The organism is Planctomycetia bacterium (genome assembly GCA_015200345.1).
Classification (GTDB): Bacteria; Planctomycetota; Phycisphaerae; order UBA1845; family UTPLA1; genus PLA3.
The window spans coordinates 777,113-800,730 of the sequence record CP054187.1; the positions used below are offsets into that span (position 1 = coordinate 777,113).

Genomic DNA, 23,618 nt, shown 5'->3' on the forward strand with positions numbered 1-23,618 from the left:
ACTTTACGCAGGGCCGCCGGCGACTATAACACGGGTGCATGACGCGTAAAGACTGCGACGTCCTGATCATCGGCTCCGGGTTCGGTGGCAGCGTCTGCGCACTGCGAGCCGCGGAAGCGGGCTTGCGCGTGATCGTCCTGGAGCGCGGACCGCGTATCACCCCGGAGTTTCTCTCGGACGTTCAGACGGGGCGCAGGCAACCACTTCGCGGTGCGGGCAGCTACGGCCCGTTTGACGTGCAGCGTCCGGCCGGCCTGACCGCCGTGATGGGAAGCTGCGTCGGCGGCGGGTCGCACGTTTATACATCTGTAACGGTTCGCGCCCGCTCCGAGGCTTTCACCGAAGACTGGCCCACGTCGGTCTCATCGAACATGCTCGCGCGCCATTACGAACGCGCTGAAGCAATCATCGCGCCAAGTCCCATCCCGATTGATCTGCCGCGAACCGTCACGCTCGAATCCGCGGCCACCGCGATGCATCAACGCGTGGAGCGCCTCCCGCTGGCCGTGGATTGGCCGGCCGACCCGGCGTCCTTGCGCATCCCTCCGCCGTTTGAGAGCGTGCGTGTCGAAATCGCGGCGTGGCTTCGCGGCGGGCATGGCGTGCGCCGACGATCCCTGGATCGCACATACCTCGGCAGGGCTGAACTGCGCGGCGCGGACGTTCGCCCGCTGCACGAGGCCACGGTCATCGAACCTCACCGCGGGGGTTTCGCCGTGCATGGCCACCGCCTGGCTGCCGGACCGGAGGAGCGCTTTGCCATTCGCGCGGAGCGCGTGATCCTCGCGGCCGGAGCGCTGAACACCGTGCGGCTATTGTTGTCCTGCCGTGAGGTTCATCGAACGCTGCCGGCGATCGGCCCGGCACTTGGTGATCATTTTTATACAAATGGCGACGATGGCGCCGTGCTGCTGGGCGGACGCGTCCCCGCCGAGCGCGACGCCGGACCGCTCGTCACCGCCTGGCTGGACGGCTGGGAGCGTGACAAACGAATGCTGATGGACATCGGCCTGCTGCCGCCGCTCCCGTGGCTGGCGGCACGAGCGCTTCGCGCGTTCGCGAACAGCCCGTCACTCGACGCTACCGGTCGCAACACGTGGATCATCGGAGCAATGGGACTGGATCGCACGCCGCTGCGTCTGGCCCTGCGAAACAAGCGGTTGGTCTGCGACCGCCCCGCGACGCCGTCCTTGTTTGCTCGCCGCACACGCGATCGGCTGCAATCCCTCGCCGTTGCGCTGGGCGCGTCGCTGGTGCTGCCTCCCTCGGCCATTGCTTCGCCCGGCGCGATCACCGTCCACGCCATGGGGGGCGCGCGCATGGCCGACGACCCCGCAAGGGGTGTCACCGACGGCCTGGGGCGTGTCCACACCTATCCCGGCCTGTACGTTGCAGACGCTAGTCTGTTTAGTGGCCCCATCGGCGTAGCCCCATCGCTCACCGTCTCGGCGCTGGCCGAACACATCATGGAGCACTTGCTTCAAGCATGACCGCGCCGGACGACCATTTCGATTACCCGCTCTTTCAAGCATTTCCATCGCTGTTGCACGCGCTGCCTCGCGTGGCACTGGGTTCCTGGCCGACGCCCGTCACCGCATTGCCGCACTTTGCCCACTCCCACGGCCTGACCACGCTGCACGTCAAGCGTGAGGACCAGAGCCACGCGCTATGCGGCGGTAACAAGGTGCGAGGACTTGAACTGCTCCTGGCTGATGCAATAGCTCGCGGAGCAAAGACGCTCGTCACCATGGGCGCAACCGGCAGCCACCACGTCTGCCGCACCGCCTGGCACGCGGCTAAGCTCGGTCTTCGCACCGTGGCGCTGCTCGTGCCGCAACCGAGCGCCGAGTACGCCCGGCGCAATCTGCTGTGCGCTGTGAAAGTCGGCGCGGAGTTGTTTCCCGTTTCCTACGTCGCCGTCGCGCCAGCGCTGATTCGCGAGATGCTCCGCCCGCGCAATTGGCAGGCCTCACACCCCCCCTACTTCATCCCACCAGGCGGTACCAGCCCGCGCTCCTGCATCGGCCACGTCAATGCGATGTTCGAGCTGCGCGATCAAATCAACGCTGGCATCCTGCCCGAACCGGACTGTCTATTTGCCCCATTGGGCAGCCTCGGCACGGCCGCCGGCTTGCTGCTCGGCGCGCGGCTTGCCGGGTTTAAGACGCGCGTCGTCGGGGTGGCGGTGTCGTACCGCTGGTACTGCACGGCCGGACGCTGCGTGCGGATGGCGCTGCGCTGCCTGCGGTTCATGCGTCGATTCGACTCGTCGATTCCCGAAGTCGATCTCGGCGCGGGCGATCTCGATATCGTCCACTCGGCGCTGGGCGAGGGGTACGCGCTATTCACCGAGCGATCGATCGCGTTGGCGCGCGCGCTGCACCATCTCGACGGCATCCCGCTGGACGGAACCTACACCGCCAAGGCATTCGCGGGGATGATGGATTACATACTCGCACATCGGCTCGCGACGCGACGGCACCTGTTCTGGCAAACGTATCAACCTCTTTCGCCTGCATTGTGCGATCAGACCGCCGTGCTGCGGTTGTCGCCCGCGCTCCGCCGATTCGTGGAAGACGCTGTGCAGCCGCTGGACGAAATGCTGTACTATCCGCGCGAGTAACCGCCATGCCCGACGAATTCATCAGCGAGCCGATCACGCCGGACGCGGGAACCTTCGACACCGCCGCGATGGCGACCGGCGCGCCGGGCCTGCCGACCGGCTTCACCTGGCGAGAGGAGCATCACCACATCACCGAAGTACTCTCCACGTGGAAGGTCAGCGAGGCCGAAGACCACGCACGCGGCGAATTGTATTATCGCAAGCAGTTCTGGAAGGTGCGCACCGACCGCGGGCTGGTCGCGACGGTCTACGCGGTCCGCAAGGTCAAGCGCGGCGAGTCACCCCGCAAGCGATGGTGGCTGTACACCATTCACCACGATTAGCGTCAGCTTGCAAATCACGCGGACACGCGAACGCGAAAAAAGCCGACGGAATGCCATCCGCCGGCATCGGGGGGAGGTCGTACATCTCAAAGCGCGCACTCGAGTTCCTGGCGAAATCGAGTATCTCGCAAAATCGCATCATGCGCGGCGCGATCGGCGGCGAAGCAACGCCAGCGCCGGCAGCAGCAGCGCGGCCGTAGCCGGCTCGGGGACACGAAATGCCAGATCGACAATCTTCGCGCCGGGACCCGGATTGAGAAACGCGCTGTTGATTTCCGTAAACGTCACCGGGTCGAAAGCGTGGGTCTGGTTGCTGATGCCGTCGACGACATAGATGTTGCCGTCGAACGGGCTGATCTCGATGCCGTGAACGTTGCCCCAGCCGGTACCGGCGAACTGGCCGATCAAATTATACGACGTGTCGTAATGATAAACCTGATTGGTGCCCATGACGGTTACGAGCGGATCGCCGTTCGGCAGGAACTCGATGTCGTTGGTGCGGGCCTGGCCGCCCGGCTGCGACCACTGGTTGACCAGCGCGCCCGTGATCGCATCGACTTCTTTGACATAGCCGCTCATGAACGAGCAGATGTACAGGTTGCCGTTCGGGCCGATGCGCATGTCTGCGGGGCCGTCGACCGTGGTCACGACGCGGATGAACGCGCCGGTATTAGCGTCATATTCGCGGACATCATTTGTCGTCCAGCTCGTGATGTACACACCGCCGGTCGGAGCGTACAGGCCCGCCCATTGCGTACCGACGCCCGGGCCGCCGTTGTAGGTCTTGATGTACGCGCCGGTGACCGCGTCATACTCATCGACGCCACCATTGAAGTGACCGACCAGCATGCGATCGCCCGCGGCATTGAGCTTCACGCCGAGCTGACCCATGCCGTTGACGGATGGAGTAAAAGGCCCGGCATAGTTCCCGGTAACCGGGTCGTATTCACCCACGACGTTGAAAATATCGCTGGAAATGAACAAGCTCGCTGAAATCGGCCCGGCCGAAACCGGCGACGCGGCAAGCGCCACAACGCAGACAAAACCCATAAGCGAAACAAAACGAAGCATCACTTCCTCCCCCGATGAGCGTCCCATGGGGTTGGACTGGACCAGTTTCAACTTTCCCCGGAATTGCCCCCGCCATTACTTTAACCGAAATCGACGTTCGATTCCATCAATCCGGGCCGTGGAGTATTGGTAGCGATTGCGTTTCGATCCGAGCCCCGACCGTCAGGAAGCGGGTTTTGAGCGTCAGGTGATGCGAACCCGCTTGCCAACGCGCGCGGCTCTGTCCAAACGCTACCAGCACCGGCCGTGGTCTGCCGCGATTCGCCACTCACGAACAAACTACTTATCAACGCACTAGCGCCCGGCTCGGCACCCTGCCTGCATCGCCTTATAATCCTCTGCGGCGGGCCGGACCCCTGCCCATCGAGTGAGACGGCCTCCGTCGGGCAACCGGCTGCCGCAAAACTCAAAAACCGCGGCGGGCCGGCCGAAGTGCGGCCACTCGAGCCGCATCTGGAAGGAAAGGGCAAGCGATGACGTTGACGATTCTCGTACGCGGCGTCGAAGGCGGCGCGAAACTGAAGGAACTGGCGGACAAGAAATTCTCGAGCGGGCTGCGGCGTTTTGAGGCTGTCATCCGCAAGGCAACCGTGAAGCTGGAAGACGAAACCGGCCCGCGCAAACAGACGGTGGACAAGGTCTGCACGGTTGAATTGAAACTGGCCCGCGGCGGCGAACTGCGCGTGCGCGAAGTGGGCGACAATTTCACAGGCGTCATCAATACGGCCCTCGACCGCATCAAGGCCGCCTTAAGCCGCTCGGTCGGGCGGATGAAGCGGGGCGTTGGAGAAGGGTAAAGCGCGATTGCATGGTGCAAGCGGCACGTTGGACAAAAGCACGATCGAGGAACGCAGGCAATCAGGTCAATATCAGGGCGCCGGTTGCGACGTTGCAGGCGGGCGATGGGCCTGCGTTGATCGCAGAATGAGTCCCAATCGCGTCTTAAGCTCTTCAAAGATCGCGGCGACTTTGGGGTCGCGCTCGGATCGAAGCGACTCAATCTGCTCCTTGAGCCTCTCGGTTTGTTTAGGATCCTTCTGCGCGGTCGCATCGAATTGCGTCAATTGTTTTGTTAAGTCATCGATCCGAAACTTCCTGATGCGCGTCACCGCCTCGGCCCGCTTCTTGCAATCGGCAAGAATGCCGTAGGCGGCGTCTTTCTGATTGCCGTCGAGCGGGTCGAATCGCGTTTCGGCAGGACGGCTTGAGGGGGATGGGGTTCGCTTTCCCGCTTGTGATGGCCGTGGGTTGGAATGAAAGATAATCCAGCGTCGGACATAAGTAAGCCACAAGTCGGGATCCCATTCGACATCTTGCACGCCCAATCTGCCCGTCGCATCGGTTGCCCACCCCGGTAGGTACCGCCGATTGCGTTCGATCTCGCTTTGCCAATGCCGCAGGGGCTCCAAATCGTACTGATCCTTTTGCGCGTTGAACTCTTCTTCGCTGACAATCTTCCCACCGCCAATATAGCGCATGAATGACAGTGGCTGCTTCCCCGGGCGGGAATCAACCGCGCCGCGGACTTCGACGCCGACTGGTGCAAGCGAATCGACTCCATTGAACGCCTGGGGGTGCTCCGGCTTGTCAAACTCAACTCGAACACATGTCAAGATAAGCTTGCTTTCGCCGGTCTCTGCCTCAATCGACACCAGGTGAGGCCACCATTTGCCCTGGACAAGTCGGTACTGATTCAAGCCATGCCAGATCCGGCGGCGGCCCCCTGTCTCTGCCAGGCTGTATTGCTCGATCTCGCGTACGGCATGATCCATCGCCGGATCGATCACCCAAACGTACTCTAACGTGGGTCTATCCGGAGGATGGAAACCATGAACGACAAGTCGGCCGTCGTCTTCGACACGCTCGTCGAATCGATATTGCCCACTCGAGTAGTGTGCCAACAAGTCAGCGTCCGTTCGCAGCGACGGGCCGATGCCCGGTTCCAAGCCGATGATCAGCGGATTACAAAACCAGCCGGTCGCATGGCGTAACGGGACCCTATTGACCCATCCATGAGACCCAAGATGCTGATAGAATACTTTCTACTCGCGATCCGTTACAAAGCGAATCCCGCTCCAATCGCTCGGTGAGCCGAAACTGGGGCCGTCGGCGCGCGAAATCAGGCATTTACCGTCATCGTCGCCAAAGAAATCAATCAGCATTTCACCTTGCTTATCGATTCGCAGGTCATAGTTCCGAATGCGCGGCTTGTCGCGCGGGATGACGGTCGATTCTCGGTAAGTTGCCTTGAGCGTCTTGAACACCGATCGCGCAGTCAGCGCGCGAGCAAGTGAATCTGGGATGGCCTCATGCCGCTGGCACGAGTAAATGACCGACAGGAAGATAAAGCTTATCGTCACGGAGCAACTCATGAGTGATCTCCGCTACGTGCCGCCGCCATGCGCGACGGTGTTGCCCGGCAGATTGGAGTCAATTCACTGGAAACAATAACAGCATGGTTGCGTAGTTATCCAGTAGGCCTCTTCTTCGTCATCCGTGTAGTAGACACTCCAGCAAACCGGCAACCCGCCCCCTGCAAGGCAACCATCAAGAGGAATTGTCCCGCTGCATCGATTGTACCACCAACACTTCCCCGTGCCCCATTCAAAACAGCGGCCTGTGTTCGGGCAAGGAACCGGACTGCTTGAGTAGTAGACCATAGGTCCATCAAGCGGCCATGTTGCATAAAAGTTGTGGTCGCAATAATCCAAGTGCGGCTGATCGGGAAGGTTGATGATGCAAGTACATTCCTCTGATTCACCCTCTGTCCGTTCAGCGCATTGAAGTCCTATGAAATTCAAGGAGACGCAAAGAGAATTCGAGCCGCACGGCTGGGGTTCGCAATCCGCATTAGCTCGCTGTGCGCTCGTGCCAGGTTCGAAGGACAAGAGAGCGATGCATGCCACGGCGATTTCAAGTGAGGTCAAGAACCGTTGATTTACCATTGATCATCTCATTCATGATGAGAAACCACACCGCCTCATAAGGCATACTTCTTTTTTCCTTAATGCGGTCTTACCCCCCCCCAAATCCTTGTCAAGCGATAATTGCGCGGAGCGACGATACTGGATGAAATCGAACCCTACACCCGTTCAGGTACAATCGTTATCATTAGAATACCGACACCACGAGTCGTACTTTGCTTTCAGGAGGACTATCGTTGACGCCATATACGGGCAAACCCGCCGAGTCGTTCGGCTTCAAGCACATCAAGTATGAGAAAGCGCGGAACCGCGCCACGGTGACGTTTAACCGGCCTGCGGTACACAACGCCGTAAACGGGCCGATGCTCGTCGAGCTGATCGCCGCGTTTCAGGACGCCTCATGGGATGACGCCGTGCGTGTGCTCATCCTCACCGGCGCGGGCGACAAGGCATTCTGCACCGGGGCCGACGTGAAGGAGCAGGCCGAGGAGTTCATCGGCGAGCCCGGCAAATACTGGAAATGGATGGGCCTGTTCATCGAGGCGCACGAGAAGCTGCGCAACCTCGGCAAGCCGACGATCGCCCGGCTCAACGGCATGGTGGTCGGAGGCGGCAACGAGTTCAACATGTCCTGCGACCTGGCCATCGCGGCTGATGACATCATCATCCGACAGGTCGGCGCGGCCCGCGGCAGCGTCGCGGCGGCCGGGGCGACGCAGTTTCTCCCGCTCATCGTCGGCGACCGGCGGGCGCGCGAGATTCTCTTTCTCTGCGAAGAGATTCCCGCGAAGAAGGCGCTCGAGTGGGGCCTCGTGAATGAAGTCGTCCCGCGGGCGAAACTCGACGCGGCCGTCGATGCGATGGCGACGAAGCTCATCAACAAGCTGCCGGAGTGCATCCGCTACGCCAAGCAGCAGTTGAATTTCTGGCGCGATCTGTCGTGGCACACGACGATCGGCCACGCACGGGATTGGCTATCGATCCACAACATGGCGCCGGAAGTCGCCGAGGGGATGCGCGCGTTCGTGGAAAAGCGGCCGGTGGACTACGAGAAGGTGCGGCGCGAGATAAAATAGCGCTGCGGCGCGGAATCAATGGAGCGTGGATCAATTGAGGAGGGCCTCCCATGGTGGCGACGGCGACGATCGAGAAGGCGTTTGCATACCTGGAGCAGAACAAGTCCCGGTTCATGGATGAGTTGTTTGACTTTCTGCGGATCGAGAGCATCTCGGCGCAGAAGGAACACGAAGCCGACAATCGCACGTGCGCCGAGTGGGTGAAAAAACGCTTCGAGGCGGCTGGGCTGAAGGCCGACATCGAGCCGACGGCGGGCTGGCCGGCGGTCATCGCCATGGGCGAGCAGAAGCCGGGCCGGCCGACGCTGCTGTTCTACGGGCACTACGACGTGCAGCCCGAAGGAGATTTGAATCTCTGGCACACGGGGCCGTTCAAGCCGGTCGTGAAAGACGGCATGATCGTCTGCCGCGGATCGGCCGACGACAAGGGTCAGGTCTTCTGTGCGATGCTGGCGGCCGAGGCGTGGATGAAGACAGCCGGCTCATTGCCGGTGAACGTGAAGTTCTGCGTCGAGGGCGAGGAGGAAGTCGGCTCGCCGAATCTCGCGCCGATGATCCGCAAGAATCGTGAGCGGCTGGCGTGCGATTATGTGGTGATCCATGACACGGCGCAGGTGGGGCTGGGCAAGCCCGCGGTGACGGCGGCGACCAAGGGACTGGTCTATAAGGAAGTCATCGTCCGCGGCCCGAAGAAGGACCTCCACAGCGGCACGTTCGGAGGCGCGGTCGCCAACCCGGCCAACGTGCTCGCGGCGCTCATCGCGTCGTTTCACGATTCAGACGGCCGCGTGAATATCCCGGGCTTCTACGACAAGGTGAAGGAGATGTCGGCCGAGGAAGTGAAGATGATGGAGGGGCTGGGCCTGAAGGAATCCGATCTGCTGGCCGATCTGGGCAGCCCGAAGACCTGGGGCGAAAAGGGCTACAGCGTGACGTACCGCCGCTGGGCAAGGCCGACGCTGGACGTGAACGGCATCTACGGCGGGTATATGAAGGAAGGCTCCAGCACGATCATCCCGTCGTTCGCCGGCGCGAAGATTTCGATGCGCCTCGTTCCCGATCAGACCGGCGCGGAGATCGACAAGCTCTTCGAGGCGACGGTGAAGGCGCGGCTGCCCGACACGGTGACCTTCGAGATCAAGACGCACGCGAACTGTGATCCGTACCTGGCGGACGTGACCTCGCCGGGGATGAAGGCCGCGCGGCAGGCGGTGGCGATGGGCTTCGGCAAGGACGCGACGCTGATCCGCGAAGGCGGCAGCCTCCCCATTCTGCCCATGCTGAAGGAAGTGCTGGGTGCCGACAGCCTGATGATGGGTTACGCCCAGCCGAACTGCAACGCCCATTCGCCCAACGAGTTCTTCCACGTGAGCGATTTCGAGTCCGGCATGCGCGCATCCGCCGCGTTTCTAGGCTTGATGGGCACCAGCGCGTAGTTACAGGACGAAGTCGCGCCGCATCGGCAGATTCCGCGCGACGCACGGCGTTCTCTTCTTCCTGCAAGCGATCTCATACCGACGCACCGCAAGGCCGATATGTTCATCGGCGGCGGAGCCGTTGCGCAGTTTTTCGAACGAACAGCCGGTGTCGTTTTCGGAGAATCGACATTCGGCGCGGGTCAAGAGCTTGCCGCGCGGAGCGATTTCGTGCGGCGCGAGGCGTTCTCCCATGCGAAAGAATCGGGCAGCAATCGGACTCGTGGTGGTCATCGTTTCCTTGTGCGCGGCGTCCACGGCGCACGCCCAGTTTGGGAACATTCAACGGTTTCTGTTTCGCGGAGCAGAATACATCCTTGACCGCGATTTCATCTCCAGTCCCCAGGGCGGGCCGCTCTTTGACAACAACCTCTTTGAGCAACGCGTCGAATACAACCGCACCGGCGACGGCTACACCTACGAATCGTTCCGCTTCTTCGGTCCGGACAGCTTCGACAACCCCAATACGCTCGACCTCGGGCCGCTAAAAATTCAACTCGGCCGCGACCCAGCCATTGTGCAATCGCCACAGCCGGTCGGCATTCACGACCGCATCGGGTACACGACCCGGTTCATCCCCGAAGTGTTTTTCAGCTCGCAGACCGGCCAGCGTAACTTTGACATCTTCAGTGGGCAGACGTCGTTTATCCCCGTTCCGCTCAACTACACCGTCACATTCGATACCGGCGTGCAGAACATGGAATGGACCGGCAATGCCCTGATTAACGCCGACGCCAAGATCAACGCGTTGGGCTTTTACGACTTCCAGTTGCAGTTCGTGAACGTCGGCAACTACACCGCCGACGGCATCCTGATCCACGACGAGCAGGTCACCGATTTCGACTCCGGACCGGTCAACGTCAAGGGAAACCTCTTCATGGATGCCGTGGCCTCGTTGCTCCAATTCAATGGAAACGCCGCCACGGCTGTTCCCCCGCGCATCGCTTCGGCCGCATCGGGCAAGGGGAAAACAGTTGACGAACTTATGAAACAAGTCGAAGCCGGCGAGCCGATCACGGACGAGGAATTGACCTTCCTGGTCCAACAAATGTTTGTCACGGCGTTCCGGAATGATCCCATCGGATTCATCATGAACGGCCTGCCCGAAGTCGTCCCGGGCTTTGAAGGTCTCACGCTCGGCCTGACGCCGAGCAACGATCCCGCCGCCATGGAGGCCGCCGCACAAATCAGCCAGGGCCAAGGCGGCACGACTGCCGTTCCGGAGCCGGGCGTATTGGTGCTGCTGCTCGTTTCGGCGATGGGAGCCCAGGCGTTTCGTTCGTGGCGGGTTCGCTTCAAGCCTGCACTCTAACGAAGCACGTCGGAACGGCCCTCGCCGCGAACCGCAACGTACAGCAGAACCCAAGCGACCGAAAATCGAGAAGCACCACCCAGGCCCGCCGATGTCCGTCGACGGGCTTTTATTATATCGGCCTGTGTGACGTGTCCCCCGGAATAACCCGGCATTTCATCGAAGGCTGCGCATGATTTCGCCGGGCGCGGTGACGATTGAATAGACTTGGCCTCTGCGAGCGACCTAAGATAAAGAAACCTCGAGCACCGGCCTCCCGCAGCGATTGAATTCAACGCGGCCGGCTGGACGGGGGCGCGGGCCGGTGCGTCACAGCGCGGCCCGGAGGCGAGGGACTCATCGCGATGGAAATCGAAGCCTATCGCGCGCGGATGCCCATCTGCCGCGAATACAACTTCATGGACCATGCGGCAGTCGGCCCCGTGTCGGGTCCGGCGGCTGACGCGATGCGCGCCTACCTTGATGAGGCGCAACACCACGCTTGGGCGCGTGGCGGAATGTTGCCCGAGACGGCTCGCGTCCGCCAGAACGCGGCCAAACTTCTGAACTGCCATCCCGAAGAAGTCACGTTCGTCAAGAACACGTCCGAGGGCTTGGGTTACGTCGCCAACGGGCTGCAATTCTCCAAGGGCGACAACATCGTCACCACCGGAGTCGAGTTCCCCGCCAATATTTATCCGTGGATGAATCTCCGCTCACACGGCGTGCAGCTCAAGATGGTGCCGGAGGACAACGGCCGAATCCCGCTCGAACGCCTCGTCGAGCTAATCGATGATCGCACGCGCGTGGTCACCGTATCGGCCGTGCAATATGCCAGCGGGTTCCGCACCGATCTCGCGGCCCTGGGAACGATCTGCCAGCAGCGCGGGGTGTTGTTCTGCGTGGACGCCATTCAGGCGCTGGGTGTGCTGCCGCTCGACGTGCGCGCGATGAAGATCGACTTCTTAAGCGCCGACGGGCACAAGTGGTTGCTGGGTCCCGAGGGCGCGGGCGTATTTTACTGCCGCCACGAATTGCTGGGCCTGTTGCGGCCGTCAAGCGTCGGCTGGCTGAACGTGCGCAACGCGACCGCCTTCAACGATTATCGTCTGGAGTTCCGCGATGACGCGCGGCGATTCGACAACGGCAGTTACAATTTCGCCGGCATCTGGGGACTGGGGGCGTCGATCCAATGGCTGCTCGGCATTGGCATCGACAAAATCTGGCAGCGCGTCGAGATGCTGACCAATCGGCTGGCCGACGGCGTCCGCGAGAAGGGTTATCGCCTCGTCAGCTCGCGCCAAAGCGGTGAGAACAGCGGCATCGTCTGCTTTGTCTCGGCCAAGCACGATCATGCGAGAATCGTCAGCCACCTGCGGCAGGAATATCGCACGGTCATCTCCACGCGCGGCGGTCGCTTGCGCGTCAGCCCGCACTTTTACAACACCGAAGACGAAATCGACCAGTTGATCGAGCATCTCCCGGCGCACTGACCGCCCGACGCGCCTCCGCGATATACTTCGCTGATCGGCCGCGGAACGTCCGGCCCGCGCGCCAAAACGGGATCGCCCATGCCGTCGTTTGAATTCTGGACGCTCGTCTCGCTGGCGTCGTACGCCTGCGCCGTGGTCGCAATCATCGATATCCTCCTGAAGCGACGCGATCCGCGCGGCATGATCGCCTGGATTTTCGCCCTGATCTTTCTTCCCATTGTCGGCGTTGTCCTGTACGGGCTGATCGGCTACCCGCCGCTTTATCGAAAGGTCCGTCGCCGCGAGAAACGCAAACGCATCATTGCTGCGGCGCTGGCGGCTCGCTCAAAGGCGACCGTCGCCGCGCACCCGGCCGACACCGCCCTCGCCACCGACGCCGCGCAGCGCAGCCTCATGGCCATGGCCAGCGCAATCAGCGAAACCTCCCCCACGGTCGGCAACTCCGTGGAGGTTCATCACGAGGCCGAGAAAATGTTCGCTGCCCTGTTCGCAATGATCGAGTCGGCCCGATCGCACGTTCATCTCGAGTATTACATCTACGCCGACGACGAGACGGGCCGCTCGCTCGGTGACTTGCTCGCTCGAAAGGTGCGCGAGGGAGTCGAAGTGCGCCTCCTGCTTGATGCCGTCGGCTGCTGGAAGCTCTCGCGTGCGTTCGTGCGCGATCTGCAAGCGCGCGGCGTGCGGATCGCCTTTTTCCTCCCATGGGGCCTCACGACGCGGCGGCTGAACATCAACTGCCGCAATCACCGAAAACTCGTCGTCATCGACGGCACCCGCGCCGTCATCGGCAGTCACAACATCGCTGACGAATACCGCGGGCGCAAGGCACGTTTCGGCCCCTGGCGGGACACGACCCTCTGCATCCATGGACCGGCTGCCGCCCAGTTGCAGGAAATTTTCGCCGAGGACTGGCATTTCGCCACCCGTGAAAGCCTCCTCACCGAACGCTACTTTCCTCCGCTGGAACCGGCGGGCCGACAGGTCATGCAGATCATCCCGAGCGGTCCGGATCGCCGACCGCGCATCCTCGATCACCTGCTCTTCGCAGCCGTGTCCGATGCGCGGCACGGCGTGCTGCTGATCACGCCATACTTCGTGCCGGACAACGCCATGCTCCTCGCGCTGGAGTCAGCCGCCCTGCGCGGCGTGCGCGTGCGGCTCTTGCTCCCTTCCAAATCAGATCATTGGATGGTGCTCTGGGCCGGCCGCGCGACGTATCAGGAACTGCTCGATGCCGGCGTGGAGATTTACGAATACGACCGCGGCATGTTGCATTCCAAAGTCGTCGTCGTCGATCAGCGGTGGGCGATGGTCGGATCGGCCAACATGGACGTGCGAAGCTTTCGCATCAATTTTGAACTGACCAGCATCCTCTACGATGCCGACGCCGCTCGGCTGCTCGAAGCCGACTTCGATGCGCTGCTCGCGTCATCCCACCGCGTCCTGCCGGGCGAAATCGCCGCCTACAGCTTCGGCCAGCAACTGGCCCTCGGTGCCGCGCGCATGGCCACGCCTATTCTGTAGGCGCGCAACGCCCCGGCGCAGCGGTGCTGACTGATGGCTCAAAAAAAAGAGAGGGCACGCCTTGCGTGTCCTCTCTTGATAAAACTCTTCTCATTTCGCCTACCAGCTCGGCGACCGAATCAACGGCTCGACGACCGTCGGCGCGGGCGGAACAGCGCGAAGCCTATCGCCAGGGCCGCCAGCGTGGCCGGCTCGGGAACGGCGATTCGCAGGAAGGCATCACCCAGGGCCGTGCCTGCCCCGTTTCGCAGCGTCGCGAGGAAATACACCAGACCGCTGTCGGTCAGGTGCATGTCATTCGGCTGGAAGCTGGCCAGGAACACGTCGTCGTCAAAGAAGCCGTTGTTGTCATGGTCGATCGGATCGCCCTCGCGCATCAACACCGTCGTACCGTTATACACCATGACGGTGTCGATGTTCGGGTTGCCGATGTTGGTGTTGCCGGTGAGCAGCCAGTTGCCGAGGCGATCGCCGGTGAAGCCGCTGAAGATGTCGGCCCAGTTCTCACCGCCCGAAATGGGGTCGCCGCTCTTGGCAAGTAGCACACCGTTGCGTACGGCCCAGTCGTTGTCGGCCGGATCATCGCCGCGCGAGAACCAGTCGCCGTTGCTGACCATGCGCGTGAAGAAGATATCCGCCATGATCGGCGTGCCGGCGCCCGCAACCGGCGAACCCTCCTGAATCATGATCGTATCGTTCACGGCCAGAATCTTATCAATGGCGGTGTTGGGATTTTCGGTATCGCCTTCGGCGAACCAGAACGCGCCGTCGGGCGTGCCGCCGGCGTCGCTCAAGTCGAAGCTGTCCCAAATCTCCAAACCGATCGGCGTAACACCCGACTGCTTGAACGCCATGTTGTTCCGGAAGATCGCCGGGTAACGCGTGGTGTGCAGGTTCGTGATCGGCGTGTTGACGAACGAAACGCGCCCGTCGTCCAGCAGATACACCGAGTTCATCGAGTTCCCAAAGAGTTCGTCTCCGGTGGGGTTGGCCGGAACGTCAACCAGTCCCAGGGCCGGCATGCCCTGCTGAATGACAACCGTATGCACGCCGCCGACCACTTTGATGATCTTCTCGGCGTTGCCGGCCACGCCGCCCTTGGCGCGGCAACTGAAGGCGATGTTGCCCGCGGTGTCCCATGCGGCCGGTACCGGCGAATCAAAAAAATCGTACTGCTCGCCCGGCGCGCCGCCTTGGAGCGGCTGGCCGTCCTGCGCGAACATTGTTCCGCTCAAACCAGACCCCTTGACGAGAATCGAGTCATTTGTCGTCGCCTGCGTCGTGCGACCCTTCAGCATCCACTCCCCGCCATCGTGGCGGATCGAGAGGTCCTCCAGCGCAAGCCAATTCGTCGCCACCGGATTGCCCGCGCCGTCCAGCGCGCCGGGAACCGTCCCCGACGAATGCGTCGTGATCTCGGTATAGATGACTTCGGGGCCCACCGCCATCGCGACCGACCCGACGAAATTCAAGACCATCGCGACGCAGGTGCCGCGAACGAAAGCTGACGAAAATCCGAACATGGAAGCTTCTCCTTCCCGTACCTGCGACGTGCCTTGACACGCCGACCCTCTCGCCTCGCGGCGACCACCAGCCCCCGATCGGGACTTTGCCATTTTCTTATGATGTTAAGGTTAACGAATCTCGACTCGCAATGCAAGCTTTTCCGCACGAATCACACGGAATTCTTGAACCGATTCACGCCGGAACACCGCGCGTAAGTGCCTGTTGTAACATCTCTTTGCGATGACGCGACCTCGTAGCCGGGTAGGTAAAGTCAAAAACATCCTGGTTGCTCAATGCAAAATTGGTCGTTTCAATGGCGCACCCGAGGAGGATCCGAACTCATGTCGAACCATCCTGCGTCCCAGAAGCTGGAATCCTTCGACGCCGTCACCGCCAAGCTGATCGACGCCGCGCACCAATGCGAGCCGTTGCCCGCCATTGACGACAAATTGCCCTTTCGCAGCCTCGGCGAGATGTGGTATGCCCAGGGCACACAGCGCGTCGATCAGCCGTGGATGACCTATTACCCCTGTCAGACCGACGACGAGACGCCGAAAGCGTTCTCCTACGGCGCGTTCCTGTCACTGATCGAGCGCGTGGCGAAGGTACTCGCGAATCATTACGGCGTTCGGCCCGGCGGCAGCGTGGCGACGTTGACCATCAACGAGCCGATGACGGTGGCGATCTACTTCGCCGCCTGGCGGATCGGCGCGCGCGTCGTGCCGATCAATCCGAGTGAGTCCGACGATCGCGTCGGCTACATCGTCGGCAACAGCGACGCAACCGTGCTGATCGCCCACGCCACCGCGCGTAAGGACTTTTCCGGCGTCGAGAAGGCCATCGGCCCGAACGTCCGCCGCGCCATGTCCATCGACGGCGAGGGCGGCGCGGGCGGTGCCACGGCCAAGCCCGTCGCCGGCTGGGACGACTTCGCAGCGCTCGTCGCCTCCGTCAAGCCTTCGCCGATGGCCGAACCGCCGCCGCAAGTATCTTGGGACAGCGAGGCGCTGGTGGTCTATACGTCGGGCACGACGGGCAATCCCAAGGGCGTGGTGCTGACACAAAAGCAAATGTTCGCCGACGCGTGGGCGATCGCTCGCTGGCATCACATCACCCATCGTACCGTGATGATGAACGTGCTGCCGATCCACCATGTCAACGGCACCATCGTCACGCTGCTGACGCCCGCCTTCACCGGGGCGCACGTCGTGGTCAACCGGCGTTTCCGCAGCGGCGGCTTCTGGCGCAAGCTCGCCCGGCACTCCGTCGAAATCGTCAGCGTGGTGCCGACCTTGCTGCAATTCCTCATCGAGGCCGACGAGCCGTTCAAACCCGAAGACATCCCCGCATTTCGACACTTCATCTGCGGCGCGGGGCCGCTCTCCGTCGAGGTCGCACGCGACTTTCAGGAGAAGTTCGGCCTGCGCATCGTCCACGGCTACGGCCTGTCGGAGACCGTTTGCTATTCCTGCTTCCTGCCGGTCGATCTCGAGTGGGACGAGCACTGCGCCTGGATGTACGACCACGGCTTTCCGTCGATCGGCTGTCCGGTCGAGGTCAACGAGATGGCCATCCACGACGACCGCGGCCTGCCCGTGCCCGACGGCGTCAAGGGCGAGATCGTCATCCGCGGGCACAATGTGATGGTCGGGTATTTCAAGAACCCCGAAGCCAACGCGACGACGTTCAAGCACGGCTGGTTCCGCAGCGGCGACGAGGGCTTCCGCCGGCGCGGCAACGACGGGCGGGACTACTACTTCATCACCGGCCGGCTGAAGGAGCTGATCATTCGCGGCGGCGTGAACATTTCGCCGTTTGAAATAGACGAAGTGCTGACATCCATGCCCGGCGTGCGCGTGGGCCTTGCGGTCGGCTTCGACAATCGTTACTACGGCGAGGAGGTCGGCGCGTATGTGCAGGTCCAGCCGGGGCAGGTGGTGACACAAGAGGCGGTCATCGCGTACTGCCGCGGCAAGCTGCCGACGTCGAAGTGCCCGAAAGTGGTTCTATTCGGCGACGACATCCCGGTGACCAGCACGGGCAAATACCAGCGAGGCAAGCTCAAGCCGCTGTTCGAGAAGTGGAAGGATGTGCAGTTTAAGGATTAAACCTGACTAAAGGAAACAGGAAGACACAATGAAATTCTGCCAGTTCTATCGATCCGAGAAAGACCGCGCGGCGGATCTGCAACGCCGCGTGCCCGTCGACGCTCGTCTCGGTGCCCTGATCGGCGACAGAATCGTGGACATCACCGACCGCGCCGCCCAATGCGCCGACCTGCGCGATCCACAGTTCGCCGGCGTGCTCACCGCCGCCGTCGCGATGGCGCCGGAGTTTGAAGCCCTTCGGGGCGAGGTCCGCACGCTGTCGACCGATGGCGGTCTCATGCCGGAGGAAGTCTTTTTCGGCCCGTGCGTGTTGCGGCCGTCGCAGTTCTTGGACTTCTACGCCTTCGAGCAGCATGTGATGACCATGCGCAAGAAACGCGGCTTCGATTTCATCGTGCCCGAATGGTACGAAGTGCCCGCCTATTACAACTCCAATGCGACGAGCCTCATCGGCCACGGCATGACGGCGATTTTCCCCGCCGGCGAAGACAAGCTGGACTACGAGTGCGAAATGGCGTGCATCATCGGTCGGCCGATCCGCAACGCCACGCTGGAGACGGCGCGGTCGGCGATCGCGGGTTACGCGACGCTGAATGACCTGTCCGCTCGTGCACGACAGACGAAAGTGATGCCGATCAACATGGGGCCGAGCGCGGGCAAGGATTTCGGCAGCGCGCTGGGGCCGTACCTGGTGACGCCGGACGAGATTCCCGACCTGGGTGCGCTGGGGATGAGGGCGTTTGTGAATGGCGAGAAGTGGACCGACGGCCGCTATGGCACGGTGCAGCACTCGTTCGAGGCGATGATCGTGTTCGCCAGCGCGAGCCGGTGGCTGTATCCGGGGGACCTTCTCGGCAGCGGGACGGTCGGCGGCGGCTGTGGCGCGGAATTAGGCAAGTTTCTCAAACCCGGCGACACCGTGCGCGTGGAGATCGACACGCTGGGAACGGTGGAAAATCGGGTGGAACGGGACCGGTAGCCGAACGCCGCTAACGCAGCCCCATCTCCCACCATCCGACGTCGTGCCACCGGTCGAACTTCCAGCCCACTTCCCGGAAGGTGCCGACGTATTGGAACCCCACGGCTTCGTGCAATCGCACCGACGCCTCGTTTGGCAGCGTGATGCCGGCGACGACCCGGTGCATGCCCGCGGCGCGAAGCCGCTCGAAGAGCGCGAGGTACAGCGACCGACCAATCCCGCGGCCCTGATAGGCCGGCGCGATATAGATACCCGTCTCTACCGTGAATCGGTACGCAGCCCGGTCACGCCACGGACCGGCCTTGCAGTACCCCGCGAAAATGCCATCGACTTCCGCCGCCAGCCACGGCCCGCCGCGCAGACCTTGCTGCCAGTACGCGCGAAACGCCTCGTCCGTCGCCGGTTCGCAGGCGAAATGAATCGGCGTGTTGAGGATCACGTCGTTCGTGATCGCGTTGGCCGGCGCCACATCGGTATCATTGAAATCCCGAATGATCATCCCGCAGCCCCGGAAGCACGCCACGGATGCGAGCCTTACGACTGTTTGCCCGGATGGGTTCGACGTATCCCGACCACGCCGATCAATTTAAAACGCTTGCAACGGCCGCGATGGTAAACTCCCCAGTCGCCTGATCGGTCGCGATGCTTACGCGTTCACCGATCCGCTTGCCGAGCAGCGACCGCGCGAACGGGCTTTGATAAGAATACTCCTGCTTCGCCAGATCCGACTCATCCGCCCCGAGAATCGTCACAACCAGGGGCGACCCACCGGCCACCGGCTGCATCGTCACCCGATGGCCGATGCTGACGTGATCCGACGGAATATCGCCCGGCTCGAGCAATTTGGCCATCGCCAGTTCGCGGTTGAGCTTCGCCACCCGGGCCCGCAGCAGGTCGCGCTCTTCCAGAGCGAACTTGTATTCCGAGTTTTCGCTTAAATCACCGTGCGACGCCGCCTCGCCGATGGCCTTGGCGTTCTCGCGCATTTTCACGTTCACGATTTCGGTCAGTTCCTGTTCCTTCGCTTTCAGGCCGCGCCCGGTGAAATACAGCACGCTGTCATCCTCCCACAGCGCGACCTTCGGCTTGACGTACATGTTCGGGAACTTCGCGCGCAGGATGTTCGCCATATCGTCCTGCACGCTCGGACCAAGACCCTCGGCACGCTCGATCAATCGGCGCATCGCGACGGCCATCGCGTCGTCCATGGATTCCAGGCATTTGCGATATCGCGCGTAGTCCCGCGCCGAAAGCCCGGCCCGCACGCGCGCTCGCATCTCGTTCACCGATTGCCCCGCCGCTTTGCCCTCCGACACCCGCGCCGGACCGACCAGCCCCAGGATCAGAGTCAGCATTTCCGTCGCCGGCGGAAGCGGAAGCGCCGTCGAAACATCCGGTCCCTTCCACAACCACATCATCGCATCCGTGAATCGGCCCGGCTCGGCCAGCGCCCGCTCGGCGATGCCGACCAGCAGCGACCCGCGCCCGGCGCTCTCGATCTTTTTCGCAAGCACATCGCACTGCCCCGCCGGTGCATACAGTATCAACTCCGCCAGCAACTCCGGCCATCGATCCGTGAATGCCTGCTCCACGCAGGCCACCGCCAGCGCCCACAACCGGCTGTCCGTCACGTTCGCTACGATCCGAACCGGCTCGGCAGATTTAGACAACATGTCTAACGCCATGCCGTGCGCGTCGGTCGATACCGGCAACCCGTCCGCCGCCACGCGCTCAATCACCAGCGCCGTCGTAAATGCCTGCACCGGCTCTTTGTGCTTGAGAAAACGTTCGATCTGCCCCACCAACACCTTTTGCACACGCTCCAGAAACGCCGTGTCCGGCTGCGTCTTACGGCTGCGCGTCTCACGCAGATAGCCCTCCAGCAATTCCAACCACTCCCGTGGCGTCGTCGCCTTGGCAAACGCCCCCCACGTCTCTTCTTCCAACGTCTGGCCAACCGGATCGTAGATGAGAAACATCGGCGAGCGGCCTTCGATCCGCAGATGATGGCTCTTTTTCACCGCGTTGCGAAGCGAGGTCCACCAGTCCGACCACCGCTCGGCCGGTAGATGCCGCGGCACCAGCATCATTCTCAAATCATCGCGCGTGATCTTGTTGCGATGGCCACGAAGTATTCCCACCGCCAGCGCCGAAGGATCTTTCTCCGCCAGTTCCGCGATGCGCTCGGGCCGCAACTGCTGCAACACGCGGAAATCGTTCTCCTCCACGACGTCGTAATCGTCGAGCAATTCCGCCAACTCGATCGTCTGCGTGCGGCGGCCGGCTTGAATCGTCGCGCTGTCGCCGGAAAGGTCCAACTCCATTAGCTGGGCCGCGTACTCGTCACTGCGGTGTATCAGGTACGCCCCTTTGGACAGTCGAAGCCCGGTATCGAGGAAGCGCAACGCACGACGCACGGACTTGCCGGCCTTCAGTCCGGACTTGTCGATCCACTGCTCCAGATCGCAGCGATCCTTATAGGTCTGGCGGTACAACGCGAGAATTTCCTCTCGTAGGCTGTCACCGTCGGTCAGACGAACACACAACTCGCGCCCGATCTGCAACGCCGCTTCCGGCGGACGAGATTCCTTCACACTGGACAACCACGCCCACCCCAACGTATCCGCCAGCGGTGCCTGCCCCGCTTTCACAACCGTGTCGATCACCGGCAGCAAGCGCGTTCCGTCTGCCGAGGGTTCTTCAATGAGCGCCAGCCAGCTCTTTTCGAGATCCGCCCAGCGGCCGGCTTTGGCAAACGTCTGAAGTGCGTCGTAGTCCATGGTGAACGAAGGCTCCTTCTCCTGCTGATTGGAAGCCCTGCATTGTCACCGTGAACGGCCTCGATGTCGAGTCAGGACCGACGGGAGGTTCACTCGGCTCTAAAAAATAAGGAAACCCGCCGCGAAATCCGTTCCGGGCGGGCGCCTCCAACGCGCTGGTCAATCGGTTGAACTCGCCGAGGTCCGCCGAACGGCTTGGTTCGACATGCCGCAACAGGCCATCAACTCGGCGACATGCGGAGAAAACTCAACGTTCGGTTCCCCTCCGCCCGACTCAGCCAGACGCTGTAAGCGCGCGGACAGGGTTCGCAGGCCGACGATCGTTGTGCCGTCGACCTTCGCAACCGGCTGCCGATCCCTGGCGCCAATCGCTTCGCGAACCACTGCCAACGCTCGAACCAAATTCATGACGATGCTCGATGCCAATCGGGCGATTGATCGACCCACCGGCGCGCGGAAACGGCGCACCCATTTTTGTGCGTTCTGACTATTCCTGTTTCAAATCGCCCACTTCTTACCCGAAGCGACGGACGCGGAGAGAGGCCCTCATCCGGTCTCTCTCCGCGCCCTTGCCTCGAATCTACACCTCACCGGGCAGCACACGCCACCCACCGGTCAGGTTTTATCCCGATTCCGTTTCCGGATCGGGTTGCCGCCTCGTGCCAGACTCCGCCTTCAACGCCCTCTCGTAGTGCTCGTCGTACTGCTCAACAAAATCAATCATCTCCGCTTCGAAACTGCTCTTCGGTCGGATCTCCAGGTATGCCCCGGCACCGGTGATGACCACCTCACGCGGCATTCCGCTGTAACGCATCAACCGCTCAGGAACCACAATTCGACCCTGCGAATCCGGCTCCACGAACTCCGCCAGGGCGAAAAAATTGCGATTGAACATCGTGCTCGCCTGCGGCTGGAGCAGGTGCGGTCGCCGTTCGGCTGCTTGCCGCTCAAACTCTCGTTCCGTATAAAGTCGCAGACAGGTCTTCGGCTGACTGATCGTGAGATAGAACCCCTTGCCGTCACGCTCCGGGTTGAACCGGCTTCGATGCTTCGACGGGATGGCGAGGCGGTTCTTATCATCGATGTGGTGGTCAGCTGACCCGGTTAGGAAATACATGGTGTTTCCGTGGTGTTTGGGCCGGCGACCCACTTTTCACCACCGGAAGGGAATTATCACCACAATCCTCCACCGATTGCAAGACATTTCTTTGCTGATCTCCTAATTGTTTTTCGGAGAACGCGGAACCTCCGTAAAAACAGAAGTTTGTGATCAGTAAATTTTTTTATTCACAGACACGACAGAGCTGTACTTATCGGCCCATGGCCCGCTCATACAATGCAATCCACCGCTCGACTACCCGGGACAGATCGTGTTCACGGCGGACGTACTCCATTCCCGGACGGCGGATAGCCTGTTGTTCGGGATTTGTAAGGATATTTCGGGCGGCCGTGGTGAAGGCCTCGACATCCCCCGCCGGCGCGAGGAGGCCCCGCGCGCCGTTTCCAAGCAGTTCTTTACAGCTTTCAATATTGGATGCCACAACCGGGCATCCACATGCCAGCGCCTCCAGCACGACGTTCGGCGAGCCTTCGGTGCGCGAGCAGAGCAGCATCAGGTTCGCTGCCTTGAGCCAACCGATCACGTTCTCGCTCCAACCAAGCATCCGCACGCAATCGACTCGCTCGGTCGCATGGATGTATTCCGCGACGGCGCCGCGCCGCGGGCCGTCCCCAAGAATCACGCCATACGCTCCCAGCGCGTCGTGCAGGGCGCCCATTATATCTATAACTGTCTCGATCTGCTTCACCGGATCAAGACGCCCCGCCCAGACAACCAGCGGCGACGAATCCGGCAGGCCGAAACGCTCGCGATTCACCGGCGGCGTCCGCTCAATCGCTCGCAGGTCCAGCCCGTTGGGAACCACGACGACCTTTGCCGGATCCATGCCAAGATCGCAAATCACATGCCGCGCCACCGCCTGCGAGTTCACAGCATGCAAGGTTGATCCTCCACTCGTCAGCATCTCGCCCCACCGATGCCATCGCCGCTCGATCTCGATGGTCACCGTGGACGTGATGACCGGTCGAGGACGGTCCAACCTCCCCAACCAGCGTGCCGCGAGATTGGCGTGGAACAGCGACGCATGAACCAGATCCGGATCATGCCGCCGGACAACGCAGCGAAACGCCGCCAAGGCCTTCCAATCGCCGGCCCGTGTTGCGCCGCATGCGAACGTCGCTATGCCATGCCGTTCAAGGACTTCGTGCAGTTCCCCGCGGCCCGCAAGGCATCCGACGACCGGCCGATGACCGCGTTCCTGAAGCGCCATCGCCAGCCGCGCCATGCGCCACGGCAGCCCGCCGGGCTTCAGGTCGGTCGTCAGAATCAGCGGGCGTAACATGGTGTTCGTTGGAACGCGCGAGCGGTCCTTGCGCGAGACG

21 protein-coding genes are annotated in these 23,618 nt (G+C 62.0%); 12 read left to right on the plus strand and 9 right to left on the minus strand.

The features are described from left to right. The first annotated feature begins 38 nt into the window (after nucleotides 1–38). The 3 genes from HRU71_03400 to HRU71_03410 are packed head-to-tail and all read left to right on the plus strand — an operon-like array spanning nucleotide 39 to nucleotide 2,946. Nucleotides 39–1,490 carry a GMC family oxidoreductase gene (locus HRU71_03400; GenBank protein ID QOJ02590.1) on the plus strand — a complete coding sequence of 484 codons (1,452 nt, stop codon included), beginning with the start codon at nucleotides 39–41 and terminating at the stop codon, nucleotides 1,488–1,490. Next, a complete protein-coding gene (locus tag HRU71_03405) occupies nucleotides 1,487–2,623 on the plus strand; it encodes a pyridoxal-phosphate dependent enzyme (GenBank protein ID QOJ02591.1) in 1,137 nt (378 codons plus the stop codon). Before HRU71_03400 ends, HRU71_03405 begins: the two co-directional genes overlap by 4 nt. Before the next feature lie 5 nt (nucleotides 2,624–2,628). Then, nucleotides 2,629–2,946: a cytoplasmic protein gene (locus HRU71_03410; protein ID QOJ02592.1), complete on the plus strand. Its 318-nt coding sequence runs from the start codon at nucleotides 2,629–2,631 to the stop codon at nucleotides 2,944–2,946. A 138-nt stretch (nucleotides 2,947–3,084) separates the two neighbouring features. On the opposite strand, the gene HRU71_03415 is transcribed toward HRU71_03410, so the two are convergent. Then, a complete protein-coding gene (locus HRU71_03415) occupies nucleotides 3,085–4,017 on the minus strand; it encodes a hypothetical protein (GenBank protein QOJ02593.1) in 933 nt (310 codons plus the stop codon). Nucleotides 4,018–4,490: 473 nt separating this feature from the next. Between HRU71_03415 and HRU71_03420 the strand changes: the two genes are divergently transcribed. Further along, nucleotides 4,491–4,814: an HPF/RaiA family ribosome-associated protein gene (locus HRU71_03420; protein ID QOJ02594.1), complete on the plus strand. Its 324-nt coding sequence runs from the start codon at nucleotides 4,491–4,493 to the stop codon at nucleotides 4,812–4,814. Nucleotides 4,815–4,886: 72 nt separating this feature from the next. Here the strand turns inward: HRU71_03420 and HRU71_03425 are convergent, their stop codons facing one another. Then, the gene (locus tag HRU71_03425) at nucleotides 4,887–5,789 is read right to left on the minus strand and encodes a hypothetical protein (protein ID QOJ02595.1); all 903 of its coding nucleotides are present in this window, start codon (nucleotides 5,787–5,789) and stop codon (nucleotides 4,887–4,889) included. 57 nt (nucleotides 5,790–5,846) lie between these two features. On the opposite strand from HRU71_03425, the gene HRU71_03430 reads away from it, so the two are divergent. Then, a complete protein-coding gene (locus HRU71_03430; GenBank protein ID QOJ02596.1) occupies nucleotides 5,847–6,008 on the plus strand; it encodes a hypothetical protein in 162 nt (53 codons plus the stop codon). A 51-nt stretch (nucleotides 6,009–6,059) separates the two neighbouring features. Here HRU71_03430 and HRU71_03435 read toward each other — a convergent pair whose 3' ends face one another. After that, on the minus strand, nucleotides 6,060–6,377 hold the full coding sequence (locus HRU71_03435) for a hypothetical protein (protein QOJ02597.1): 318 nt from the start codon (nucleotides 6,375–6,377) through the stop codon (nucleotides 6,060–6,062). Between the two features lie 800 nt (nucleotides 6,378–7,177). Here HRU71_03435 and HRU71_03440 point away from each other — a divergent pair. After that, entirely contained in the window at nucleotides 7,178–8,017 is an 840-nt protein-coding gene (locus tag HRU71_03440) for an enoyl-CoA hydratase/isomerase family protein (GenBank protein QOJ02598.1), read from the plus strand. Nucleotides 8,018–8,067: 50 nt separating this feature from the next. Then, on the plus strand, nucleotides 8,068–9,453 hold the full coding sequence (locus HRU71_03445) for a dipeptidase (GenBank protein QOJ02599.1): 1,386 nt from the start codon (nucleotides 8,068–8,070) through the stop codon (nucleotides 9,451–9,453). Here HRU71_03445 and HRU71_03450 read toward each other — a convergent pair whose 3' ends face one another. After that, nucleotides 9,454–9,687 (minus strand): hypothetical protein, encoded by a 234-nt coding sequence (locus HRU71_03450; protein ID QOJ02600.1) that lies wholly within the window; start codon nucleotides 9,685–9,687, stop codon nucleotides 9,454–9,456. Here HRU71_03450 and HRU71_03455 point away from each other — a divergent pair. The 3 genes from HRU71_03455 (at nucleotide 9,686) to cls (ending at nucleotide 13,803) form a co-directional block, all read left to right on the plus strand. After that, nucleotides 9,686–10,804: a hypothetical protein gene (locus HRU71_03455; protein QOJ02601.1), complete on the plus strand. Its 1,119-nt coding sequence runs from the start codon at nucleotides 9,686–9,688 to the stop codon at nucleotides 10,802–10,804. The two genes, HRU71_03450 and HRU71_03455, sit on opposite strands and share 2 nt — an antisense overlap. Nucleotides 10,805–11,148: 344 nt before the next feature. Then, entirely contained in the window at nucleotides 11,149–12,276 is a 1,128-nt protein-coding gene (locus HRU71_03460; protein ID QOJ02602.1) for an aminotransferase class V-fold PLP-dependent enzyme, read from the plus strand. Between the two features lie 78 nt (nucleotides 12,277–12,354). After that, nucleotides 12,355–13,803 carry a cardiolipin synthase gene (cls, locus tag HRU71_03465; protein ID QOJ02603.1) on the plus strand — a complete coding sequence of 483 codons (1,449 nt, stop codon included), beginning with the start codon at nucleotides 12,355–12,357 and terminating at the stop codon, nucleotides 13,801–13,803. Nucleotides 13,804–13,922: 119 nt separating this feature from the next. Here cls and HRU71_03470 read toward each other — a convergent pair whose 3' ends face one another. Then, nucleotides 13,923–15,326 (minus strand): PEP-CTERM sorting domain-containing protein, encoded by a 1,404-nt coding sequence (locus HRU71_03470; GenBank protein QOJ02604.1) that lies wholly within the window; start codon nucleotides 15,324–15,326, stop codon nucleotides 13,923–13,925. Between the two features lie 324 nt (nucleotides 15,327–15,650). Here HRU71_03470 and HRU71_03475 point away from each other — a divergent pair, with 324 nt between their 5' ends. Continuing rightward, on the plus strand, nucleotides 15,651–17,417 hold the full coding sequence (locus tag HRU71_03475) for an acyl--CoA ligase (GenBank protein QOJ02605.1): 1,767 nt from the start codon (nucleotides 15,651–15,653) through the stop codon (nucleotides 17,415–17,417). 28 nt (nucleotides 17,418–17,445) lie between these two features. After that, entirely contained in the window at nucleotides 17,446–18,396 is a 951-nt protein-coding gene (locus HRU71_03480) for a fumarylacetoacetate hydrolase family protein (GenBank protein QOJ02606.1), read from the plus strand. 10 nt (nucleotides 18,397–18,406) lie between these two features. Here HRU71_03480 and HRU71_03485 read toward each other — a convergent pair whose 3' ends face one another. The 4 genes from HRU71_03485 to HRU71_03500 form a co-directional block, all read right to left on the minus strand. After that, entirely contained in the window at nucleotides 18,407–18,865 is a 459-nt protein-coding gene (locus HRU71_03485; GenBank protein QOJ02607.1) for an N-acetyltransferase family protein, read from the minus strand. Nucleotides 18,866–18,977: 112 nt separating this feature from the next. After that, a complete protein-coding gene (locus HRU71_03490) occupies nucleotides 18,978–21,176 on the minus strand; it encodes a GreA/GreB family elongation factor (protein QOJ02608.1) in 2,199 nt (732 codons plus the stop codon). Nucleotides 21,177–21,798: 622 nt separating this feature from the next. After that, entirely contained in the window at nucleotides 21,799–22,293 is a 495-nt protein-coding gene (locus tag HRU71_03495; GenBank protein QOJ02609.1) for a hypothetical protein, read from the minus strand. A 193-nt stretch (nucleotides 22,294–22,486) separates the two neighbouring features. After that, the gene (locus tag HRU71_03500) at nucleotides 22,487–23,578 is read right to left on the minus strand and encodes a glycosyltransferase family 4 protein (protein QOJ02610.1); all 1,092 of its coding nucleotides are present in this window, start codon (nucleotides 23,576–23,578) and stop codon (nucleotides 22,487–22,489) included. Between the last annotated feature and the right edge of the window lie 40 nt (nucleotides 23,579–23,618).